The sequence below is a fragment of the Paraburkholderia sp. SECH2 genome (assembly GCF_030464795.1).
GTDB classification, from domain to species: Bacteria; Pseudomonadota; Gammaproteobacteria; order Burkholderiales; family Burkholderiaceae; genus Paraburkholderia; species Paraburkholderia aspalathi.
The window spans coordinates 26166-45709 of the sequence record NZ_JALPRH010000036.1; the positions used below are offsets into that span (position 1 = coordinate 26166).

The window sequence follows — 19544 nt, forward strand, 5'->3', positions numbered from 1 at the left end:
GCAGCCTGAAAGAAGCACGCGTAGGCGATGGGGTCATCGCATTACGGGGCAGATAGCTTTGATATCGTATGACTTATGACAGTGACCCTGCACAACCCATGAGCACCACCGCCCTATCCACGCGCCGCACCCTGGATAGCTTCGCCATCCTGCTGATGATCGGTTTGTGCGCGATCTGGGGACTCCAGCAAGTCGCGATCAAGAGCACCAACGCCGCACTACCACCGGTATTCCAGGCCGGCCTGCGCTCGGCAATCGCAGCCGTGCTGGTATGGGGCTGGGCCCGTTCGCGCGGTACGCCGCTCTTTCGCGACGACGGCACATTGGGCGCCGGCTTGCTCGCGGGCGTGCTGTTCGCCGGGGAATTCGTGTGCATTTTTCTCGGCCTGACGCTGACCAGCGCTTCGCGTATGGCGGTCTTTCTGTACACCGCACCGTGCTTCACGACACTCGGGCTGCACTGGTTCGTCGCTGGCGAGCGCATGCGGCGCACTCAGTGGCTCGGCATCCTGGTGGCGTTTGCCGGCATCGCGCTGGCGTTCGCCGACGGTTTCCTGCATGGCCACGGGGCGCAGGGTTCGACGCTGAAGGGCGTTGCCGGCGACGCGCTCGGCGTGCTGGGCGGCATCACATGGGCCGCGACCACGGTGGTGGTGCGCGCCACACGTCTCGCTTGCACGAGCGCCAGCAAGACGCTGTTCTATCAATTGACGGTGTCGGCGGTGGTGCTGCTCGCGCTCGCACTGGGGCTCGGGCAGGCACGCGTGGAAACCGTCACGCCACTGGCGGTGATGAGCCTCGCGTACCAAGCGGTGATCGTGGCGTTCGTCAGCTATCTGCTGTGGTTCTGGCTGTTGACGCGTTACATCGCGTCGCGCCTTTCGGTGTTTTCGTTCTTGACGCCGCTGTTCGGCGTGACCTTTGGCGTGCTGTTGCTCGGCGAGTCGTTCAGCCTGCGCTTTCTAATGGCCGCGGCGCTGGTGCTGACCGGCATCGCGCTGGTCAATCTGCCGGCGAAGCGGGTTGCCGCTTAAGGCGTGGGGCGTTTCACGCGCGCTGCAGGGCGCAGCGCGCTTCCTGCAAGACCGTGCAACGCCACTCAGGCGTCGTCAGTCCCAGTTTCCGCGGCCGCGGCGCCACGCGACGGCGAAGCCGCCACGATCTGCGCCACACGCACATATTCGGCCACCGGCACATCTTCGGCACGGCGTTGCAGATCGAAGCCGAGCGCCTCGAAATCCACCGAATCTCGAAACGCGGCCAGGGTATTACGCAGCATCTTGCGGCGCTGCGAGAAAGCCGCCGTCACGACTTCGCCGAGCACGCGCTCGTCCACGGCCGGCAGTTCATGCACTTCGTACGGAATCATCCGTACGATCGCCGAATCGACTTTCGGCGGCGGGTTGAATGCGTCAGGCGGCACGTCGAGTTGCTTGTCGATCACGTAGCGGTACTGCAGCATCACCGAAAGGCGGCTGAACGCCTTCGTACCCGGTTCCGCCACCATCCGCTCGACAACTTCGTTCTGCAGCATGAAGTGCTGGTCGATCACGCGATCCGCGAATGCGGTCAGATGAAACAGCAGCGGGCTCGAGATGTTGTACGGCAGATTGCCGACAATACGCAGCGACGCCTTCTCACCCGGTGCGGCCAGCGTGCCGAAGTCGAACGCGAGTGCATCGCCCGCGTGCAGCTCGAGCAGGTCGCCGAATTTTGTCTTGAGGCGGCCAATCAGATCGCGATCCAGCTCGACGGCGTGCAACGGCGCTTCGGGCGTCGCCAGACGCTCGATCAGCGGTTCTGTGAGTGCGCCAAGCCCCGGCCCGATCTCGACCATGCGCTCGCCGCGCTGCGGCCGGATCACGTCGACGATCGAATCGATCACGCCCATATCGACCAGAAAATTCTGTCCGAAACGCTTGCGCGCGATATGGCCTTGGTGCCGGCCCGGTTGCTGTCTGCTGGTGGACATCGAAGAAACGCTAAAAAGAGAACTGCTTAAGAATAGGAACAAACCAGGAATACGCACAACGACTGCGCAACGAACACGCAAACGTCAGGCACCCGGAAAGGAAAACCCAGAAAAGCGCGAACCAAACCGCGCCGCAATCGCTGGATCAGCCCGCTCGGCGGTGTTGCGCCATCGAAACCGCCGTATCGATCGCGGCGATCAGACTGCCCGAGTCGGCACGGCCGGTGCCGGCCAGATCGAGCGCGGTGCCGTGATCGACCGAAGTGCGGATGATCGGCAAGCCGAGCGTGATGTTGATGCCTTCGCCGAACGTTGCGTACTTCAACACCGGCAGGCCCTGGTCGTGGAACATCGCCAGCACGCAATCGGCCTGCTCCAGATAACGCGGCTGGAATAAGGTGTCTGCCGGATAGGGTCCAGGCGCGTCGATGCCTTGGTCGTTCGCGAGCTTCAGCGCGGGAGAAATCACCTCGATTTCCTCGCGGCCCAGATAACCGTTTTCGCCCGCATGCGGGTTCAACCCCGTCACGAGGATGCGCGGCGCTGGCAGGCCAAAGTGGTGGCGCAAATCGTGATCGACGATGCGCAGCGTCTCGACGATACCTTCGATCGTCAGCGCGGCAGAGACGTCTTTGAGCGGCAGATGCGTGGTAGCGAGGGCAACGCGCAACGGACGCTTGCCGGTGCCGGCCAGCATCATCACCACGCGCGGCGTGTGCGTGCGCTCGGCGAGGTATTCCGTGTGCCCGGTGAACGGCACACCGGCATCGTTGATGGTGCTTTTTTGCAGCGGCGCCGTAACGATGGCGTCGAAGGCGCCGGCCACGGCGCCGTCGATCGCGCTGTCGAGCAGATCGAGCACGTAGCGGCCGTTGGCGGCGTTCAGCTTGCCGGCCAGCGAGGGTGCGCCGAGCGGCCGATGCTGCACCCGCACGCGCTTGCCGTCCGCCACCAGCGCAGCCCAGTCGACGCCTACCGCACGCGCGCGCTCCGCCAGCAAATCCGCATCGCCGAGCACGGTGAACTCGGCGCCGGGCCAATGCGCCGCCGCGCCCGCCAGCGCCTGCGCGGTCAGCTCGGGACCGACGCCGGCAGGCTCGCCGGTCGTGATCGCGATCTGCAACGGCAGGCTGGTGGACTGCGCGGCGCTTGTCATGACGTTTATTGCGCGCTCGTCAACTGCGGCTTCACTTCCACATAGGCGGTATCGCGCAGTTCGCGCAACCAGTCGGCGTAGGCCTGTTCCGCCTTGCGCTGGCCGATTGCCTGACGCGCCAGATCCATCTGCTGCGAAACCGAGCCTTCCGATTCGCGACGGCCTATCACCTGAATCAGGTGATAGCCGTATTCGCTGCGCACCGGGTCGCTGATCTGACCGTCCTGCAAGTTGTTCATGGCGCGTTCGAATTCCGGCACCGTCTCGCCCGGGCTGATCCAGCCAAGGTCGCCGCCTTGCGACGACGAACCGTCTTGCGAGTAGGTGTGGGCGAACTTGGCGAAGTCGCCGCCTGCGGCGATCTGGTTCTTGATTTCGAGCAGCTTCTGACGCGCTTGCGGCTCGGACATGCCGTCGCCGACGCGCAGCAGAATGTGGCGAACGTGCGTCTGTACGAGCTTCGGCGCATCGGAGCTGGTGCCCTGGCCCGCGCGACGATCGACGAGGCGCACGATTTCGAAGCCGTCGTTGGTACGGATCAGATCCGGGCTGACTTCGCCCGGGCGCAGCGACGAGGCGGCCTTGACGAACTCAGGCGGCAGCTTGGACGGCGTCACGAAACCCGTATCGCCGCCTTTCGAGGCATCCGGTGCTTGCGAATTCGACTTCGCCAGCTTTTCGAAGTTGGCGCCGCCCTTGGCTTCGGTCAGCAGCGCCTGAGCCTTTTGCTGCGCGGCTTCGATGTCGGTTTCCGAGGCGTTCAGCGGCGCCTTCAGGAAGATGTGCTGAATGTGCAGATCGCTTGTCAGGCCGGAATTCGGTCCGCGCTGGCTGGCGATATAGTTCGCGACCTCGGCGTCCGACACCGTGACCTTGCTGTCCACTTCCTTCTCACGCAGACGCGAGAGCGTGAGTTCGGTGCGCGCGTCGTTCGCGAAGGTGGTCCAGGGCACGCCTTGCGCCTCGATACGCGCACGGTACATCTCGAGTGTCAGGTTGTTCGCCTGCGCGAGCCGCTCGAGCGTTTTTTGCACAGCGGCGTCGTCGATATTGATGCCGTCTTCTTTCGCCTTCTGCAGCTGGATGCGTTCCAGCACCATCTGGTTGAGCACCTGCTGGCGCAGCTGGTCCATCGGCGGGACCGGCGCGTTCTGCTGGTTCAGCCGGCGGGTGATCAGGCCGATGCGCTCGTCGAGCTCGCGCCGCGTGATGACACCGTTGTTGACCACTGCGGCAATGGTGTCGACCGTCTGGCCGCTATTGCCGGACAGCGCCTGCGCCTGAACCGGCGCAACCGACAGGAAAGACGCCGCGGCGGCCAGACCGGCCGCAAGCGTTGCCAAGCGAAGCTTTTTCATGATTGCCACAGATACTCCAATGATGTCGGGCGCGCCTGGCCCGTCTTTTCGCATGCTATAAATGATCGGGCGAGCGTCATTCGTAATTGGTGAAACGCGCTTCCGGCGGCGGCGGCGGGGGCAATGGCGTATAGCCCGCCACGCTGCTGCGGAACGCGGAAATCAGCCCGTTGTCGACGCTCGACAAACCCTTGAACGTCAACTGCGCGAGAAACCGCGTGCTCGACTGATTCTGCCCCGACGTATTCAGACCGTTCGCGTAGCGCTGGATCCCCGCGCCGAGCGTCCAGCAGTCGGCGTCGTATTGCAGGCCGACCAGACCGTCGACGATCCGATGCCCGCCCAGGTCGTAATTGAAACGGCCTACCCCGTACACACGGTGCGTCAGCGGCCACTGGCCCGAAATCAGCACCTGGTTGATCGGCTGGTTATCCAGCGTGGTGTTCGCGCGTGTGTAGCGATACGCGACATTGATCACCTTGCCGCTGGCCGGACTGAACCCGAAGCCGATGCTCGTCTTCGTCAACTGGTTGTTGTCGGCATTATATTGGAACGCAGTTTCCGACGCGAAACCGGCGCCGAGCTTGAGCGACGCACCCGCGATCAGGTCCGAGTGCGTGGCCTGCGTGCTGGTCTGCGTAGGCAGCAGCGTGACGCGCTGATCCTGGAAGTAATACTGCTGCGCGATCACGAAACGCGCGCGTTCGTCGCCCGTGGCCGGGTTGATGAAGCGCGTGGTAATCGCCGCGGTCAGACGGTTCGCGTCGGCGATCCGGTCGTTACCGACGAAGGTGTTCGGCGTGAAGATTTCCGCCAGCCCGAAGTCGGAGTCAGCCGTATCGAACAACGGCGCGTTTTCCTGGTTGCGGTACGGCGTATAGACGTAGTAGAGCCGCGGCTCCAGCGTCTGGATGTAATCCTCGCCGAAGATCCGCACCGAACGGTCGAAAATCAGCCCGGTGTCAAAGGAGAGCGTCGGGATCGACTCGGTGAAATTCTTCGGTGTGCCGGCCGTAGCGATATTGTTCAGGTTGTACGACGCGAAGTGCCACTGCACCTTCGGCGTAACGAAGTAACCCGGTCCGACCACCGAATACGACAGGTACGGGTTGAACATCACCCGCTGACCCTGGGTCGTGTCCGCGGTGGTGATGCGGAAATTCGTGTAGTCGGCTTCCGCGCCGTAGTCGAAACCGCCGACGTTGTACTTCGCGTACTTCACATTCAACTGCGGCTCGCGGCCGTACGGCGCCACCGAAGGCGTCAGCGTCTGCCAGTGCTGTTCACGGGCCAGCACGGACCACGGGCCGTTGTTATAGGTCACCCCGGCTTCCTGTTGATACAGGAGCTGGGTGCCGTTCATGAACTGACTGACCGACGACGACAGGTCTTCCGGATACGTGTTGTCCGAGACCTTGTTGTAGTAGATGTAACCGCCGAACCCGTTGCCGAAGTTCTGGTTGTGCTGGATATACAGCGCGTAGCGGTTAGTCTTCGTCAGACGGTCGTCCGGCAGGTATTCACCGGTGATCGAGCCCGAGTACGTGGGCGACAGATAACGGAAGGTCGACTGCAACTGCACGCCGCGCTTCGAGATCAGCCGCGGCGTCACGGTCAGGTCGCGATTCGGTGCGATATTGAAGTAGTACGGCACCGACAGTTCGAAGCCGTTCGACGAACTCAGCGAGAACGTGGGCGGCAGAACCCCGCTGCGCCGATCGCCCGATAGCGGGAACGACAACCATGGCGAAGCGAATACCGGCACGCCCTGGAAGAACAGCACGCTGTTGTACGCAACGCCTTCGTCCGCGCCTGTGTCGAAATCGAACTCGCTGCCCTTGAGATACCAGCCCGGCTTGTCGGTGCATGAGCAAGCCGTGTATGTGCCCTTCGTGAACACCGAACGTTCGCTGTCGAGCAGGTCGACGCGCTCCGCGCTGCCCGAGCCGCCCGTCACGTTGAAGTGGTACTTCGGCGCGGACATGAAGCCTTCACTCGAGTCCACCCGCATATGCGCTTCCGGGCCGGTGAACGCGGCGCCGTTGTTGTTCAGGAAAACCTGGCCGTATGCGTCGGCCATGTCCGTGTCCTGATCGTAGTGCAGCGCGTCGGCCTTGATTACGAACGTATTGCGCCGCACCTCGGCCGAGCCTTTCGCGGCCATGTCCTGGTCGGTGGTGCCGCTCGTCGTGTCCCCGAGCACAAAGGTGGCCGCCTTCTGGCCGGTCTGCAATGGATGTTCTTCGAGCTGCGGGGCGAGCTGCATGCCCCATGGCGCGTCGATAGGTTGCGGCTGCGCGGCTTCCCCCACCAGCTGGGCGTGCGCAAGCGCGGGCATCAGGCCCGGAACGGCGATCAACGCCGCGACGAGCCGCCTTTTGCGCGGGACTACAGCACAAGAGGGAGTCGTTTGGGAAAGCTGTCTAGGCGGCATGTATCGTTTGGCGAATCGGCCCGTCCGTCAGCTTTTGTAGTCACGATCCACCGCCTGCACATCCCGACCGTGACAGTCGGCTGCACATCAATATTTACAATCTGTCGAACGATGAGGCGGGCGGTAGAGCGGACACGCGAAAGCTGGCGTGAGTCGCGTCAAAAAAGTCGTGGGGTATTATATGGCAAGACGTTGCCCCTCTGAATTTGCTGCCGGTTTTCATGACGCCCCCCCCTGCCAAAAACGCTACCCAAGATTACTCCGACAGCCGCCTCGAACTGCTCAAGGCCTGGCTGAACGCCCACGCAGCGCGCTATGCGCTTGATCTCGGCACGCTTCTCCCGGCTTCGTCCGACGCCAGTTTCCGGCGCTATTTCCGGCTCGCCGGTAAGGCGGCGGAAGGCGAAAGCACCGGCACCCTGATCGCTGTCGATGCCCCGCCCCCCGAAAAGTGCCGCGAATTTGTGCAAATCGCACAATTGCTCGAGGCCGCCAACGTACATGTGCCGCGCGTGCTGGAGGTCGATTTCGACGCCGGCTTCATGCTCGTCACCGATCTGGGCACCGATTCCTACCTCGGCGCGCTGACCGAGACGCAAAACGGCGACGACCCGCGTCGCGCCCGCTCGCTGATGCACGACGCGCTCGACGCGCTGATCCGCTGGCAGCTCACCTCGCGCGAAGGCGTGCTGCCGCCGTTCGACGAAGCCTTCCTGCGCCGCGAAATGGAGTTGCTGCCCGAGTGGTTCATCGGCCGCCATCTGGGCCGCGAGGTCGACGATAAGACCCGTGCGCTGCTCGATCGCACCTTCGCGCTGCTGATCGCGAGCGCCCGGGCGCAACCGCAAGTGTTCATGCTGCGCGATTTCATGCCGCGCAATCTGATGGTCGCTGCCCTGCCGAACCCCGTGAATCCCGGCGTGCTGGACTTCCAGGACGCGGTGTACGGCCCGATCACGTACGACGTCGCCTCCTTGCTGCGCGATGCATTCCTCAGTTGGGACGAAGAGTTCGAGCTGGATTGCTTCGTGTACTACTGGGAGCGCGCGAAAAAAGCCGGGCTGCCGGTCGATCCGGATTTCGGAGAGTTCTACCGCCAGCTCGAATGGATGGGTCTGCAACGGCACATCAAGGTGCTGGGGCTGTTCTGCCGGATCAATTACCGCGACAGCAAGCCGCATTACATGAAAGATCTGCCGCGTTTCATCGGCTATGCCCGCAAGGTCGCGGAACGCTATGCGCCGCTGCGTCCGTTCGCGAAGCTGCTCGACGAGCTCGAAGGCCGCGCGAATGAAGTCGGCTACACGTTCTGACCGATGACGATGTCTCTGAAGAAAGCGATGATCTTCGCCGCCGGGCGCGGCGAGCGCATGCGTCCGTTGACCGACACATGCCCGAAGCCTTTGCTCGAAGTGGGTGGCAAGCCGTTGATCGTGTGGCAGATCGAACGCCTCGCGCACGCCGGTTTTCAAACCATTGTGATCAATCACGCGTGGCTCGGCGAACAGATCGAGGCCGCGCTCGGCGACGGTTCGCGCTGGGGGGTGCAATTGCGCTATTCAGCCGAGCATGAAGCCTTGGAAACGGCCGGCGGGATCGTTCAGGCGTTGCCGCTGCTCGAAGATGACGGCGCTAGCGAAGTGTTCGTCGCGGTAAGCGGTGACGTGTACGCGGATTTCGATTACGCCGCGCTGAACGCTCGCGCTGAGACGCTCGCGGCATTGCGCGAGCCCGGCATGCATCTTGTGATGGTGCCGAACCCGGCGTTTCATCCGAACGGCGACTTTGGTCTGGTCGACGGCGTGCTGTCGCTCGAGGCGCAACCGCGCTTTACGTTCGGCAATATCGGTCTGTACGACACGCGTATGTTTCGCGATCTGCCGCGCGGCACGCGGCGCGCGCTCACGCCTTACTATCGCGCGACGATTGCAAGCGGTCTCGCGAGCGGCGAATTGTATGAAGGATTGTGGGAGAACGTCGGTACGCCGACGCAACTACAGGATTTGGATCGGCGTGTAAGCTCACGCTGAGTACTGCAAGGTGTTGAGCGGCGCCGCGCGGTATCGTGCGATAGCGCGCCGCCCAACGCCGCCGCAAAACTCACCGCCCGCCATCCCCCGCACCCACCGTTTCAGCCGACTCCGGCGCCTCTGCGGCACGTTGCTGCTGCAAGGCCCACATCTGCGCGAACAAGCCGTTCGCCTGCAGCAATTCGGCGTACGTCCCACGCTCGACGATCCGTCCTTTGTCCATCACGATGATCTGCTGCGCGTGCACGACTGTCGAAAGCCGGTGGGCGATGATCAGCGTCGTACGCTCGCGGGCGATCTGATCGAGCTCGTGCTGGATCGCGCGCTCCGAGCGCGAATCGAGCGCCGACGTCGCTTCGTCGAACAGCAGGATCGGCGGATTCTTGAGGATGGTCCGCGCAATCGCGACACGCTGCTTTTCTCCACCGGACAACTTCAGGCCACGCTCGCCGACGGGCGTCTCGTACCCCTTCGGCAGCCCTTCGATGAAGTCGTGAATATGCGCCGCACGCGCCGCCGCGATCACTTCCTCGCGCGTGGCCGATGGGCGGCCATAAGCAATGTTGTAGTAGATCGAATCGTTGAACAGCACCGTATCCTGCGGCACGATGCCGATCGATGCACGCAGCGAATCCTGTGTGACGTCGCGAATATCCTGACCGTCGATGGTGATCGCGCCGCCCGTCGCCCGGTCCAGATCGTAGAAGCGGAACATCAGCCGCGCGAGTGTCGATTTGCCCGAACCGCTATGGCCCACCACCGCCGTGGTGGCGCCCGCCGGAATCGTGAAGCTGACGTCGTGCAGAATCTGCCGCGCCGGCTCATACGAGAAGTTCACATGCTCGAAGCGCACCTGCGCACCGCTCACCCGCAACTCGGGCGCGTCCGGCACGTCGGGCACTTCCTGGGCCGCGCCAAGCAACGTGAACATGCGGTCCATGTCGGTGAGGCTTTGCTTCAGCTCCCGATACACGACGCCGAGAAAATTCAGCGGAATATAGAGCTGCAACATGAAGGTGTTGATCAACACCAGATCGCCGAGCGTGAGGCGCCCGGCCATCACGCCTTCAGTTGCGCGCCACAGAATGAACACGAGCCCCGTGCCGATGATCGCCTGCTGCCCGAAGTTCAGCGCCGACAGCGAGCGCTGCGATTTGATCGCGGCCGTGCGATAGCGTTTGAGGTTTTCGTCGTAACGGTGCGCTTCCCACTCTTCGTTGCCGAAGTACTTTACCGTCTCGTAGTTGAGCAGCGAATCGATCGCGCGCGAATTCGCCTTTGAATCCAGGTCGTTCATCGTGCGGCGAAAATGCGTGCGCCACTCGGTGACTTTCACAGTGAACGTGATGTACACGGCAAGCGCAATGAACGTGACGATCGCGTAATACGCCTCGTATTTGACGACGAAAAAACCCAGCACGAGGCCGACTTCGACCAGGGTCGGCAAGATGCTGTACAGCGAATACGAAATCAGTTGAGTGATGCCGCGTGTGCCGCGTTCGATATCGCGCGACATGCCGCCCGTCTGCCGATCGAGGTGGAACCGCAAAGACAGTGCATGCAGATGGCGGAACACTTTCAGCGCGAGTTGCCGCACCGCGCTTTCGGTCACCTTCGAAAACAGGATTTCGCGCAGTTCGGTAAAGAGCGACGTGGACAGCCGCACCACCGCATAGGCGACCACCAGCAAACCGACGCCGCCCAGCAGGACGATGGCCGGCGAATCGTGCGCGCGGCCGAGCGCGGTGAGATGCTGCACCGACGCGAGGCTGTCGACGATCCGTTTCATCACGATCGGCACCCCGAGATTGGCGACCTTCGCGCCGATCAGACAGCTCAGTGCGAAGCCGACGCGCCATTTATAGGTGGCGAGGTAGGGCAGCAGCGACAGGATCGTTTGCCAGTCGTTGCGCGGCTGGGTCGAGATCGGGGATGGTTCGGACGAGGGCGTACGGCGCATGGGATCGGCTGGGGAGAGTGTGGAAGCGACGGAGGCTCGCAGGAGCGCCGACCGGCAGCGTGCCAAGGTGGCATCCTGCTTTATGTCGCGCGACCCGGCTGGGCGCTTTCCCGTACAATTCCTGATCTTTCTATTGTCGCAGAAGCTGGCTGGCGCCGCTTTTCATCCCCATGACCGATATTCTTCAACTTCCGCAAAAGCCTTGCGCCTTGCGCGTCATGCCGCAACCGTCGGACGCGAACGTCCACGGCGACGTGTTCGGCGGCTGGATCATGGCGCAAGTGGACATCGCCGGCTCGATTCCGGCAAGCCGCCGCGCCAATGGGCGGGTGGCGACCATCGCGGTCAATTCGTTCGTCTTCAAGCAGCCGGTGTTCGTCGGCGATCTGCTGAGCTTCTACGCGGATATCGTCAAGACGGGCACCACGTCGGTGACGGTGGCGGTGGAGGTGTACGCGCAGCGCATGAGCCTGACCGAAGAGCTCGTGAAGGTCACCGAGGCAACCCTGACCTACGTCGCAACCGACAGCGACCGGCGCCCGCGCGCGCTGCCGGTGCTCGATTGAGCGGCGGAATTTGAACGAAAAACGAGGCGCCTGGGCGCCTCGTTTGGTTTCATACGTCGTACTTTGCCGGGATCCCCAGCACAAGCATGACTAGGCCCGCAGCCGCTTACTGGCTCGCCGCCGCGCCCGCTGCCGCCTTCTTCTGCGCATTCTGGAGATCCGTCGGATAGTTCGGATCGTTGCGCGACGGGTTGTACCCGTTGCTTTCCAGCTGCTTCAACTCGGCGTTCTTCTTCGCCCGCGCCTGCTTGCGAGCGGCCTTCCGTTGCGCCTTGGCGGCGGCCTTCGATGCGGCGGCCGACGGCGCGGCGGCAGCGGCTTCATCACCCGCCGGCGCACTACCGGCGGTTTGCGCGAACACCGGTGCAACCGAAGCCACACTCAGTACAACCGATGTCAACAGCACAGCCCATTTCTTTGCAGGTGAAGACGTCATTTCTCTCTCCAGTCGGATTGGCAAATATTCGACGGCGAAACGCCCGTGACCAAGTGCGAGCAGCGAAAAGCGGGCGCAACGCCACGTGAATCGATGCTTCGTGGTTCCCAGCGAAGTCAGAGATGGGAATCCCAAATATATACGAGTGCCCCTCGCGCGCAAACCGGTAATCCCCCCGTAAGCGAAAGTCTGCGCGCGCCAATCGTCCTGGAATCTCACCCGCCGCTACGCAAATAGACGTCGACCTGCGCTTCGATCCACTGCGCAAAATGGGCCTGCTTCGCGTTCAGCGTCTCGCGTTGCTGCCACACCAGCCAGTACGGATACCGGTACGGCACGCGGATATCGGTGATCTGCACCAGATCGCCGCGGGCCAGCGCGTGCGCGACCAGACTGCGCCGTTCGAGCGCGATGCCCTGCCCCAGCAAGACCGCGCCCAGCACGATGTTCGAATCGTTTGCAGACAGCACAACCGCCTCGGCGGCCGGCTCCGCCACCTGCGCCGCCTGGCACCATTCGGCCCACGGCGTGTTGGGGCTGGAGATCAACGGACACGCGATCACGTCCTCGGCGGTGACGGGAAGGCGGCCCCCCGGCGCGAGCGTGAAGTGTGGCGCCGCGACTACCAGCACTTCGTCGTCGAACAGTTTCTGCTGCGTGACATCGGGCCAATGCCCTTGGCCCATGCGAATGCCGATGTCGCTCACACCCTGGCGCAAATCCTCGACCTGCAGACTCGTCAGCAGACGGACCCGGTAGTACGGATGTGTCTCGCGGAAACTCGCGAGACGCGGCACGAGCCAATGCTGCGCAAACGACGGCATGGTCGCGACGACCAATTCGCTTTCGTGGGGGCGCGCCTGCGCGCGGCGCGTCGCCCGCGTAATGTCGCGCAACGCCGAGCGTATTTCCAGCGCGTAGAGCCGGCCTTCCTCGGTGGGCCGCAGGCCACGCGCTTCGCGCACGAACAGCGCGACGCCCATCGAATCTTCCAGCACCTTGATCTGCTGGCTCACCGCGGAGTGCGTGACATGTAATTCGCGCGCGGCCTGGGTCACACCGCCCAGGCGGGCGACGGCTTCGAAGCAGCGCAAAGCAGTGAGGGGCGGGATCGGCTTCATGTAAGAAATTCTGACGTAAACCGTCGATTAATGTCGCTTTTTTTGCCTCGCCGAGCCCTTTAATCTATTGGTCTGATGCATCACAAGCACCGTCTGGCAAGCGAACAGCCGCCTCTTCGCCCGCTCAGGCTAACCTTATAGATCTTCTAACGGAAATAAGATGAAACTGATCGGAATGCTGGATTCGCCCTACGTGCGCCGCGTCGCTATCTGCATGAAGTTGCTGAAACTCGACTTCGAGCACCAGTCGGTTTCCGTGTTCAGCACGTATGAGGCGTTCGCGAAGATCAACCCGGTTGTGAAAGCGCCGACGCTGATCCTCGACAACGGCCAGAGCGTGATGGACTCGACGGTGATCCTGCAGTATCTCGCCACGCTCGCCGCGCCGGATCAACGGATTTTCCCGTCACAGCCGGAGCACTGCCTGCGCGCCGCGCGCCTTACCGGCCTCGCGCTGGCCGCCAGTGAAAAGACTGTGCAAATTGTCTACGAACGCAATCTGCGTCCGGCGGACAAACAGCACGAGCCGTGGGTCGATCGCGTGACCGAGCAATTGCACGCCGCATATCGCGAACTCGAAGAGGAACTCGCGTCGGCCCCGTTGCCGGTCGAACCGAACCATTTTGGTGCGGCGGACGTGGCGGTGGCCGTCGCGTGGAATTTCACGCAAATGTACATTTCGGAGATCGTCACCAAGGCGGCGTATCCCCACTTGCAGGCGTTTTCCGAGGTAGCAGAACAACTGCCGGTGTTCCTCGATACGCCGGCCGTCTGAGGCACGCGCAGCGGGAAGCGGGACGCCGAACTACACCGTCTCCGCTTCCCGCCCCACTCCTCCCTGAAACAAGGCCGAAATCGCGTCCGTCGACATCGGCTTCGCGAAGTAGAAACCCTGCATCTCGTCGCACGCACGCTCCTTCAGAAAGTCGAGCTGCGCCGACGTCTCCACGCCTTCAGCAATCACCTGCAATTTCAGCGAATGCGCGAGCGCGATGATCGCAGAGGTGATCGTCTCATCGTCGCCCGAGATGCCGATATCCGACACGAACGAGCGGTCGATCTTCAAGCGGTCCACCGGGAAGCGCTTCAGATAGCTGAGACTCGAATAGCCGGTGCCGAAGTCGTCGATGGCAAGGCCGATGCCGAGCGCGTGCAGCTCGTTGAGCATCAACACCGCCTCCTCGGCATTGCGCATGATGGTGCTTTCGGTGAGCTCGAGTTCGAGATACTGCGGTTCGAGCCCCGTCTCGGCGAGCACCTGCATGACGAGCTTGGCGATATCGCGCTGCTGAAAAACGCGCGCCGACAGATTCACCGACACCCGCGCCGGCGGCAATCCTTCGTCCTGCCAGGCCTTGTTCTGCCGGCACGCCTCGCGCAAAACCCATTCCGACAGCGGCCCGATCAGCCCGCTCTCTTCGGCGACCGGAATGAACAGCGACGGCAGCACCAAGCCGACTTCCGGATCGCGCCAGCGCACCAGCGCCTCGGTGCCGACGATCTGCCCGCTCACGATATCCACCTGCGGCTGGTAGTGCAGCAGGAATTCGTTGTCACGCAAGGCCCGCCGCAAACGCCGTTCGAGATTCATGCGCGCACCCGCGCTCGCATTCATCTCCGGCTGGTAGAACTGGAACGTATTGCGGCCCATGTCCTTCGCGCGATACATCGCGAGGTCGGCCTTTTTCATCAGCGTTTCCGCGTCTTCGCCGTCCTGCGGGAAGAGGCTCGCGCCCATGCTGCAGCCGACATACAACTCGGTGCCGTCGAGCCAAACCGGTTCGGAAATCGACGCGCGCACCCGCTCCATCCACGCGATCAGCGACTGCTCGTCGACGGTATCGGTCATCACGATCACGAACTCGTCGCCGCCATGCCGCGCGACCGTGTCGCTGGTCCGCGTGCAACGGGCGAGCCGTTCGGCCACCACGCTCAGCAAGCGGTCGCCGACGCTATGGCCGAGGCTGTCGTTGACGTTCTTGAAACCGTCCAGATCGATGAACACGACCGCGACGCCCTTGTGATGCCGCTGCGCGACGATCAACGCATGCTGCAGGCGATCGCGCAGCAGGTTGCGGTTCGGCAGGCGCGTGAGACTGTCGTAGTTGGCCTGATATTCGAGCTGTTCCTGATAGCGGATCAGATCCGTCACATCATTGATCACGCCGATGTGGTGCGTGATTACGCCCTCCGCGTTCGGCACGGGCGCAATGAACAGCTGATTCCAGAACAGCGCGCCGTCCTTACGATAGTTGCGCACCACGGCGCTCACCTCGCGATTCGCGGCGAGCGCCTGGCGGATCAACGCGACGCCTTCCTGGTCGCGATCGTCGCGCTGCAGCACACGGCAATCCTGACCGATCACTTCCGCGGGATCGTAGCCGGTGATCCGCATGAACGCGGGATTCACATATTCGATCAGATTGCCCGACGGCGACGGCGCGGTAATCAGAATCGCGTTGACGCTCGCATCGAGCGCGCGGCTTTGCAGACGCAAGGCCAGATCGGCGCGCTTGCGTTCGGTGATGTCCGTGTACGAACCGAGCACGCCGATCACGCGGCCGTCGCCGTCGGTGAACGGCAGCTTGCTCGTGACCGTGGTGCGGTGCACGCCGTCGATCACCAGGTCGACCTCGAAACTCATCTTCGGCACGCCGGTGGTCACCACTTCCTTGTCGTGCTCGTTCAGCAGGTCGGCGAAGGCGCGCCACGGCATGTCGCTGTCGCTCTTGCCCACCACCTGCTCGGGATAAGAAAGCCCCGCATCGCGCGCAAACGCCATATTACAGCCGAGATAGCGCGACTCGTGATCCTTCCAGAAAATGCGCTGCGGGATGTTGTCCATCACCGTTTCGAGCATCTGGTTCGAACGCTGCGCTTCGGCTTCGGTATTGATCTGTTCGGTGACGTCGTCGGCCAGCACGAAGAAAGCGGCGCGGCCCATGAAGTTGAGCGCGTGATACGAAATGTCAGCGCTGATCGTCGAGCCGTCCTTGCGCCGGTGATGCCAGACACCCGCCATCGTGCGGCCGTGTTGAGCGGTGTCGCTGCGCTGCATGTGCGATTCGAGGCGCGAGATTTCGCCATTCGGCCGGATCGCGCGAATCGTCATGCCGAGAAATTCGCTTTCCGAGTAACCGTATTGCTGAATCGCCGCCGCGTTGACGGCGAGAAAGCGCAAGGTCTCGCGATCGAAAATGTACATCGGCACCGGATGGTCATCGAACAGGCCGCGGAAGCGCTCATCGTTGCGCCCGAGCGCGCGCACCGTGCGCAGTTTCTCGCGCGCGCTGCTTTCGCGGGCGCCGAACGTGAAAATCAGAAGCGCGCTGCCTGCCAGCATCGTCACGATCAGCAGAAACATGGCGCGCTGGGTTTCGTTCGCGGAACTCGCGAGCGACGCTTGCAACGCCTCGTTCTCCTGCTTGCGCAACGCCGCCAGAGCGTCTTCCACACGGCCGAGACCCAGCCCGAGATGCGTATAGGTCGAAGCCGCCCAGGCACGTGACTCGTCCGGCATGGCGCTGGCGCTCTTCAGGAGCGCATCGTCGATATCGTGTTGCAGCGCGCGGCTGTCCACGCTCAGCCTCGCGAGCGTATCGAGCATGGCCGGTTCGCCGGCGAGCTCGTTGCGCAACTCACGCTCCAGACCGGCCAGCGAAGCCGCCATGGCGGCTGCCTCGTTGACAGGCGCGGCCTCACCCGTTGCTTCGAAACGGCCGAGCGCGGCCAGCCCGCCGTCGAGCGCCGTATGGTATGCGTCGAGATTCTGACGCACGTTCGTCGAACGCAGCATGCGCGCGTCGGCGTCGCGCTGGCCGCAAATCTGCGTATAGGCGACGAACGCGTTCGCGCCGACCGCCGCGGCGACGACCGCCAGATTGATCAGCAGCCGCTTCGATAAAAAAGGAGTCATGGGTTCCGAACGTCAATCGTTCTGAGGGCGGGAGCGCGGGTCGCTTTCGGTGCGTCGGGTCGCACCGGGTCGAGTCTTTTTACGCGCCAACCCATGGATAACGGCAGGGTTCGGAACAGATTGAGGGGGCGAGGCGAAATATTTCGCGGATTGAACTGGGGACGTCTGGCTGGAGGGGCCTGGGCGGCAGCAGTTGGCCGGACGTCCTTGGGTGGTCGTACCTAGCCCGCCGCGCCAAACTCCTTCATCGCGGGGACGAAGTCATGGTTGCTTTCCAGCTTGCGCGACAATTTGGCGAGTACGTAGCGCTTGAACGGCTCGAGTTCGGCCCACTGGGCGACACGCGGCGTGGGCAGGCCGGCCAGCCCCGCCTGATGCACTACACCGTCCGGCACGGCATCCGTGCGGCGCCAGGCAGGCGCGTCCTCGGGCGTGAACCACTCCGGCTCGATATTCGCGTGCGTGCGCAGCATCTCGAACAGTGCGTGGTCGAAATTCGGCTCGATTTCCGCGTCTTCTTCGACCGGAAATCGCGCCAGCAGCTTGCGGTCTTCGAGCGGCAGCATTTGCCACTGCTCAAGGGTGATGCGCAGCCCGAAACGATCGAGATTGAAGCGCACCGACATCGGGATGTAGGTGAAATTCTCCGAGGACGCGACTTCGAAGTTGAACAGAAGCGGTGCTTCGTTGAGTCCCATGACAGTATTCCTCTTTGGTGACGGGCAACGCGCAAGCCCAGCTTGAGGTATTTTAGAACCTTATTCGCGCGATAGCGGCATGGTCTGGCGCTGCTTCGCGCCGCCGGGCAACGCTGCAAGCCGTAGAAACACGCGCAGCATGAAAGGAGTGAAGTCGCTTGAACGAACTGGACACAGACGGGCAGACGGGCGCCGTGGAGCGCCAGGTGCACCGGCATCGCGGCGCAGCGGTCGAAACCGTCACCGATCACGTCGGTCAGGAATGGCCGGTAGCGCTCGTCTTCAATGGCATCTCCCACGCGGTGATGATGTGCACGCCGCGCGATCTGGAAGCGTTCGCGGTCGGTTTTGCGATTTCGGAAGGCATCGTGGAACGCGGCAGCGACATTCAGGACATCGAGGTCGAGCTGCACGACGATGACGAATTGCCGCACGCCGAAGTGCAATTAAAGGTGGTGCAGCAAGCTTTCGTCGCGCTAAAGGAAAGGCGCCGCGCGCTCGCCGGGCGCACCGGCTGCGGCGTATGCGGGATCGAAAGCATCGATCTGCTGGATCTGAAACCGGAACGCGTGCCGGACACCGGCTTTCTGCAACGGCTGGCACCCGATGCGATCGCGCGTGCCGCGCGCGAATTGCCGGAACACCAGGCGCTGACGCGTCTCACCGGCGGCCTGCACGCCGCCGCATGGTGCGATGCGGCAGGCGCTATCCGTTACGCGTTCGAAGACGTCGGCCGCCACAACGCGCTCGACAAGCTGATCGGCCAGCTGGTGCTCGATCGCGTGGATACTCGGGAAGGTTTTGTGTTTCTGTCGAGCCGTGCGAGCTACGAGCTGGTGCGCAAGGCGGCGCGCGTCGACGTGCCGATGGTCGCGACGATTTCGGCGCCGTCTTCGCTGGCAATTGCGATTGCCCGCAAAGCGGGCGTACGGCTGGTCAGCTTCTGCCGGGAAACCAGCTACGTCGACTACGACACTTTGCAGCCGACGCAAGCTTGAGTGCGCGAGGCGCCTGAAAATGATTCAGGCGCCTGAACGCCACCGCTTCAGTCGAACTGCCGGAAATCCGGCTTGCGCTTCTCGAAGAATGCCTTGAACGCCTCACGTGCTTCCGGCGCGATCAGCATCTTGCCGAAGTGCACCGCTTCCTCGCTCATCTGCGTTTGCAGTTCATGCTGGCTCGCGCGCTTCATCAGACTCTTCGTCACCCGCAGCGACGAAGCCGGCAGCGCCGCCAGCTTCGCCGCTTGCGCGGCAGCAAACGCATCGACTTCAGCCGCGGGCAGCACGCGATTCACGAAACCCATACGGTGCGCTTCGGCGGCGTCGAACGCTTCGCCGAGCAGCAGCTTTTCCGCTGCGGCCTGGTAGCCGGCCACGCGCTGCAACAGCAAACTCGACGCCGCTTCCGGACAAAGTCCGAGTTGCGTGAACGGCAGCGAAAAGCTCGCCGTATTGGCCGCGTAGACCAGATCGCAATGCAGCAGGAGCGTCGTGCCGATGCCGACTGCTGGGCCCGCCACCGACGCCACCACCGGTTTTTCCGCCGAACTGAGCGCACGCAGGAACTGGAATACGGGCGCGTCTTCACCGCCTGGCGGCTTCTTCATGAAGTCTTCGAGATCGTTGCCGGCGCTGAAAATGCCGGCGCTGCCGCGAATCAGAATCGCCCGGATCGATGTATCGCCATGCGCTTCGACCAATGCGTCGGCCATCGTCTGATACATCGCAGCCGTGATCGCGTTTTTCCTTTCGGGCCGGTTGAAGGCAATCGTCAGCACGCCGTCGGCGCGCTCGACCAGAATGTCCATTGTCATCTCCTCGTACTCCTCGTTGCTGCTGAATGAAAAAACGGTCCGCAAGCCGGGCGGCCTGCGAACCGTTTCCGCGATCCCTAG

General features: G+C 63.0%; 16 protein-coding genes. 6 read left to right on the forward strand and 10 right to left on the reverse strand.

Features of this window, described 5'->3' with window-relative positions; genetic code table 11:
- The first annotated feature begins 98 nt into the window (after positions 1-98).
- The gene (locus tag M0D66_RS34805) at positions 99-1034 is read left to right on the forward strand and encodes a DMT family transporter (RefSeq protein WP_093646527.1); all 936 of its coding nucleotides are present in this window, start codon (positions 99-101) and stop codon (positions 1032-1034) included.
- Positions 1035-1099: 65 nt separating this feature from the next.
- Here the strand turns inward: M0D66_RS34805 and rsmA are convergent, their stop codons facing one another.
- The 4 genes from rsmA to M0D66_RS34825 form a co-directional block, all read right to left on the reverse strand.
- A complete protein-coding gene (gene rsmA, locus M0D66_RS34810; RefSeq protein ID WP_093646524.1) occupies positions 1100-1972 on the reverse strand; it encodes a 16S rRNA (adenine(1518)-N(6)/adenine(1519)-N(6))-dimethyltransferase RsmA in 873 nt (290 codons plus the stop codon).
- A 145-nt stretch (positions 1973-2117) separates the two neighbouring features.
- The gene (gene pdxA / locus M0D66_RS34815) at positions 2118-3128 is read right to left on the reverse strand and encodes a 4-hydroxythreonine-4-phosphate dehydrogenase PdxA (protein WP_266212651.1); all 1011 of its coding nucleotides are present in this window, start codon (positions 3126-3128) and stop codon (positions 2118-2120) included.
- A 5-nt stretch (positions 3129-3133) separates the two neighbouring features.
- A complete protein-coding gene (locus tag M0D66_RS34820) occupies positions 3134-4495 on the reverse strand; it encodes a peptidylprolyl isomerase (RefSeq protein ID WP_266212652.1) in 1362 nt (453 codons plus the stop codon).
- 67 nt (positions 4496-4562) lie between these two features.
- Positions 4563-6920 (reverse strand): LPS-assembly protein LptD, encoded by a 2358-nt coding sequence (locus M0D66_RS34825; RefSeq protein WP_200652772.1) that lies wholly within the window; start codon positions 6918-6920, stop codon positions 4563-4565.
- 221 nt (positions 6921-7141) lie between these two features.
- Here M0D66_RS34825 and M0D66_RS34830 point away from each other — a divergent pair, with 221 nt between their 5' ends.
- Positions 7142-8233, forward strand: a complete 1092-nt coding sequence (locus tag M0D66_RS34830) for an aminoglycoside phosphotransferase family protein (protein ID WP_211706603.1) — start codon at positions 7142-7144, stop codon at positions 8231-8233.
- A gap of 3 nt (positions 8234-8236) precedes the next feature.
- Positions 8237-8950: an N-acetylmuramate alpha-1-phosphate uridylyltransferase MurU gene (gene murU, locus M0D66_RS34835; RefSeq protein ID WP_266212653.1), complete on the forward strand. Its 714-nt coding sequence runs from the start codon at positions 8237-8239 to the stop codon at positions 8948-8950.
- Between the two features lie 70 nt (positions 8951-9020).
- On the opposite strand, the gene M0D66_RS34840 is transcribed toward murU, so the two are convergent.
- Positions 9021-10910: an ABC transporter ATP-binding protein/permease gene (locus M0D66_RS34840; protein WP_200652769.1), complete on the reverse strand. Its 1890-nt coding sequence runs from the start codon at positions 10908-10910 to the stop codon at positions 9021-9023.
- Positions 10911-11080: 170 nt separating this feature from the next.
- On the opposite strand from M0D66_RS34840, the gene M0D66_RS34845 reads away from it, so the two are divergent.
- Positions 11081-11476, forward strand: a complete 396-nt coding sequence (locus M0D66_RS34845; protein ID WP_093646508.1) for an acyl-CoA thioesterase — start codon at positions 11081-11083, stop codon at positions 11474-11476.
- Positions 11477-11582: 106 nt separating this feature from the next.
- Here the strand turns inward: M0D66_RS34845 and M0D66_RS34850 are convergent, their stop codons facing one another.
- Together M0D66_RS34850 and M0D66_RS34855 are read right to left on the reverse strand one after the other, a co-directional pair.
- Positions 11583-11912, reverse strand: coding sequence for a DUF4148 domain-containing protein (locus tag M0D66_RS34850; RefSeq protein WP_093646506.1), 330 nt, complete (start codon positions 11910-11912; stop codon positions 11583-11585).
- Positions 11913-12127: 215 nt separating this feature from the next.
- On the reverse strand, positions 12128-13033 hold the full coding sequence (locus M0D66_RS34855; RefSeq protein WP_266212654.1) for a LysR substrate-binding domain-containing protein: 906 nt from the start codon (positions 13031-13033) through the stop codon (positions 12128-12130).
- A gap of 160 nt (positions 13034-13193) precedes the next feature.
- Between M0D66_RS34855 and M0D66_RS34860 the strand changes: the two genes are divergently transcribed.
- Positions 13194-13808, forward strand: a complete 615-nt coding sequence (locus M0D66_RS34860; RefSeq protein WP_200652767.1) for a glutathione S-transferase — start codon at positions 13194-13196, stop codon at positions 13806-13808.
- A gap of 30 nt (positions 13809-13838) precedes the next feature.
- Here M0D66_RS34860 and M0D66_RS34865 read toward each other — a convergent pair whose 3' ends face one another.
- The gene (locus M0D66_RS34865) at positions 13839-16949 is read right to left on the reverse strand and encodes an EAL domain-containing protein (protein ID WP_266212655.1); all 3111 of its coding nucleotides are present in this window, start codon (positions 16947-16949) and stop codon (positions 13839-13841) included.
- Between the two features lie 221 nt (positions 16950-17170).
- Positions 17171-17647: a nitrate reductase associated protein gene (locus tag M0D66_RS34870; RefSeq protein ID WP_256456005.1), complete on the reverse strand. Its 477-nt coding sequence runs from the start codon at positions 17645-17647 to the stop codon at positions 17171-17173.
- 158 nt (positions 17648-17805) lie between these two features.
- On the opposite strand from M0D66_RS34870, the gene fdhD reads away from it, so the two are divergent.
- Positions 17806-18645, forward strand: a complete 840-nt coding sequence (gene fdhD, locus M0D66_RS34875) for a formate dehydrogenase accessory sulfurtransferase FdhD (protein ID WP_093646494.1) — start codon at positions 17806-17808, stop codon at positions 18643-18645.
- A gap of 47 nt (positions 18646-18692) precedes the next feature.
- Here fdhD and M0D66_RS34880 read toward each other — a convergent pair whose 3' ends face one another.
- A complete protein-coding gene (locus M0D66_RS34880; protein WP_200571336.1) occupies positions 18693-19463 on the reverse strand; it encodes an enoyl-CoA hydratase in 771 nt (256 codons plus the stop codon).
- Between the last annotated feature and the right edge of the window lie 81 nt (positions 19464-19544).

Bases quoted from the DNA above. Each gene is read 5' to 3' on its own strand.
- M0D66_RS34805 (WP_093646527.1), top strand. From the start codon at position 99: ATGAGCACCACCGCCCTATCCACGCGCCGCACCCTGGATAGCTTCGCC.
- rsmA (WP_093646524.1), bottom strand. From the start codon at position 1,972: ATGTCCACCAGCAGACAGCAACCGGGCCGGCACCAAGGCCATATCGCG.
- pdxA (WP_266212651.1), bottom strand. From the start codon at position 3,128: ATGACAAGCGCCGCGCAGTCCACCAGCCTGCCGTTGCAGATCGCGATC.
- M0D66_RS34825 (WP_200652772.1), bottom strand. From the start codon at position 6,920: ATGCCGCCTAGACAGCTTTCCCAAACGACTCCCTCTTGTGCTGTAGTC.
- M0D66_RS34830 (WP_211706603.1), top strand. From the start codon at position 7,142: ATGACGCCCCCCCCTGCCAAAAACGCTACCCAAGATTACTCCGACAGC.
- murU (WP_266212653.1), top strand. From the start codon at position 8,237: ATGACGATGTCTCTGAAGAAAGCGATGATCTTCGCCGCCGGGCGCGGC.
- M0D66_RS34840 (WP_200652769.1), bottom strand. From the start codon at position 10,910: ATGCGCCGTACGCCCTCGTCCGAACCATCCCCGATCTCGACCCAGCCG.
- M0D66_RS34845 (WP_093646508.1), top strand. From the start codon at position 11,081: ATGACCGATATTCTTCAACTTCCGCAAAAGCCTTGCGCCTTGCGCGTC.
- M0D66_RS34850 (WP_093646506.1), bottom strand. From the start codon at position 11,912: ATGACGTCTTCACCTGCAAAGAAATGGGCTGTGCTGTTGACATCGGTT.
- M0D66_RS34855 (WP_266212654.1), bottom strand. From the start codon at position 13,033: ATGAAGCCGATCCCGCCCCTCACTGCTTTGCGCTGCTTCGAAGCCGTC.
- M0D66_RS34860 (WP_200652767.1), top strand. From the start codon at position 13,194: ATGAAACTGATCGGAATGCTGGATTCGCCCTACGTGCGCCGCGTCGCT.
- M0D66_RS34865 (WP_266212655.1), bottom strand. From the start codon at position 16,949: ATGACTCCTTTTTTATCGAAGCGGCTGCTGATCAATCTGGCGGTCGTC.
- M0D66_RS34870 (WP_256456005.1), bottom strand. From the start codon at position 17,647: ATGGGACTCAACGAAGCACCGCTTCTGTTCAACTTCGAAGTCGCGTCC.
- M0D66_RS34880 (WP_200571336.1), bottom strand. From the start codon at position 19,463: ATGACAATGGACATTCTGGTCGAGCGCGCCGACGGCGTGCTGACGATT.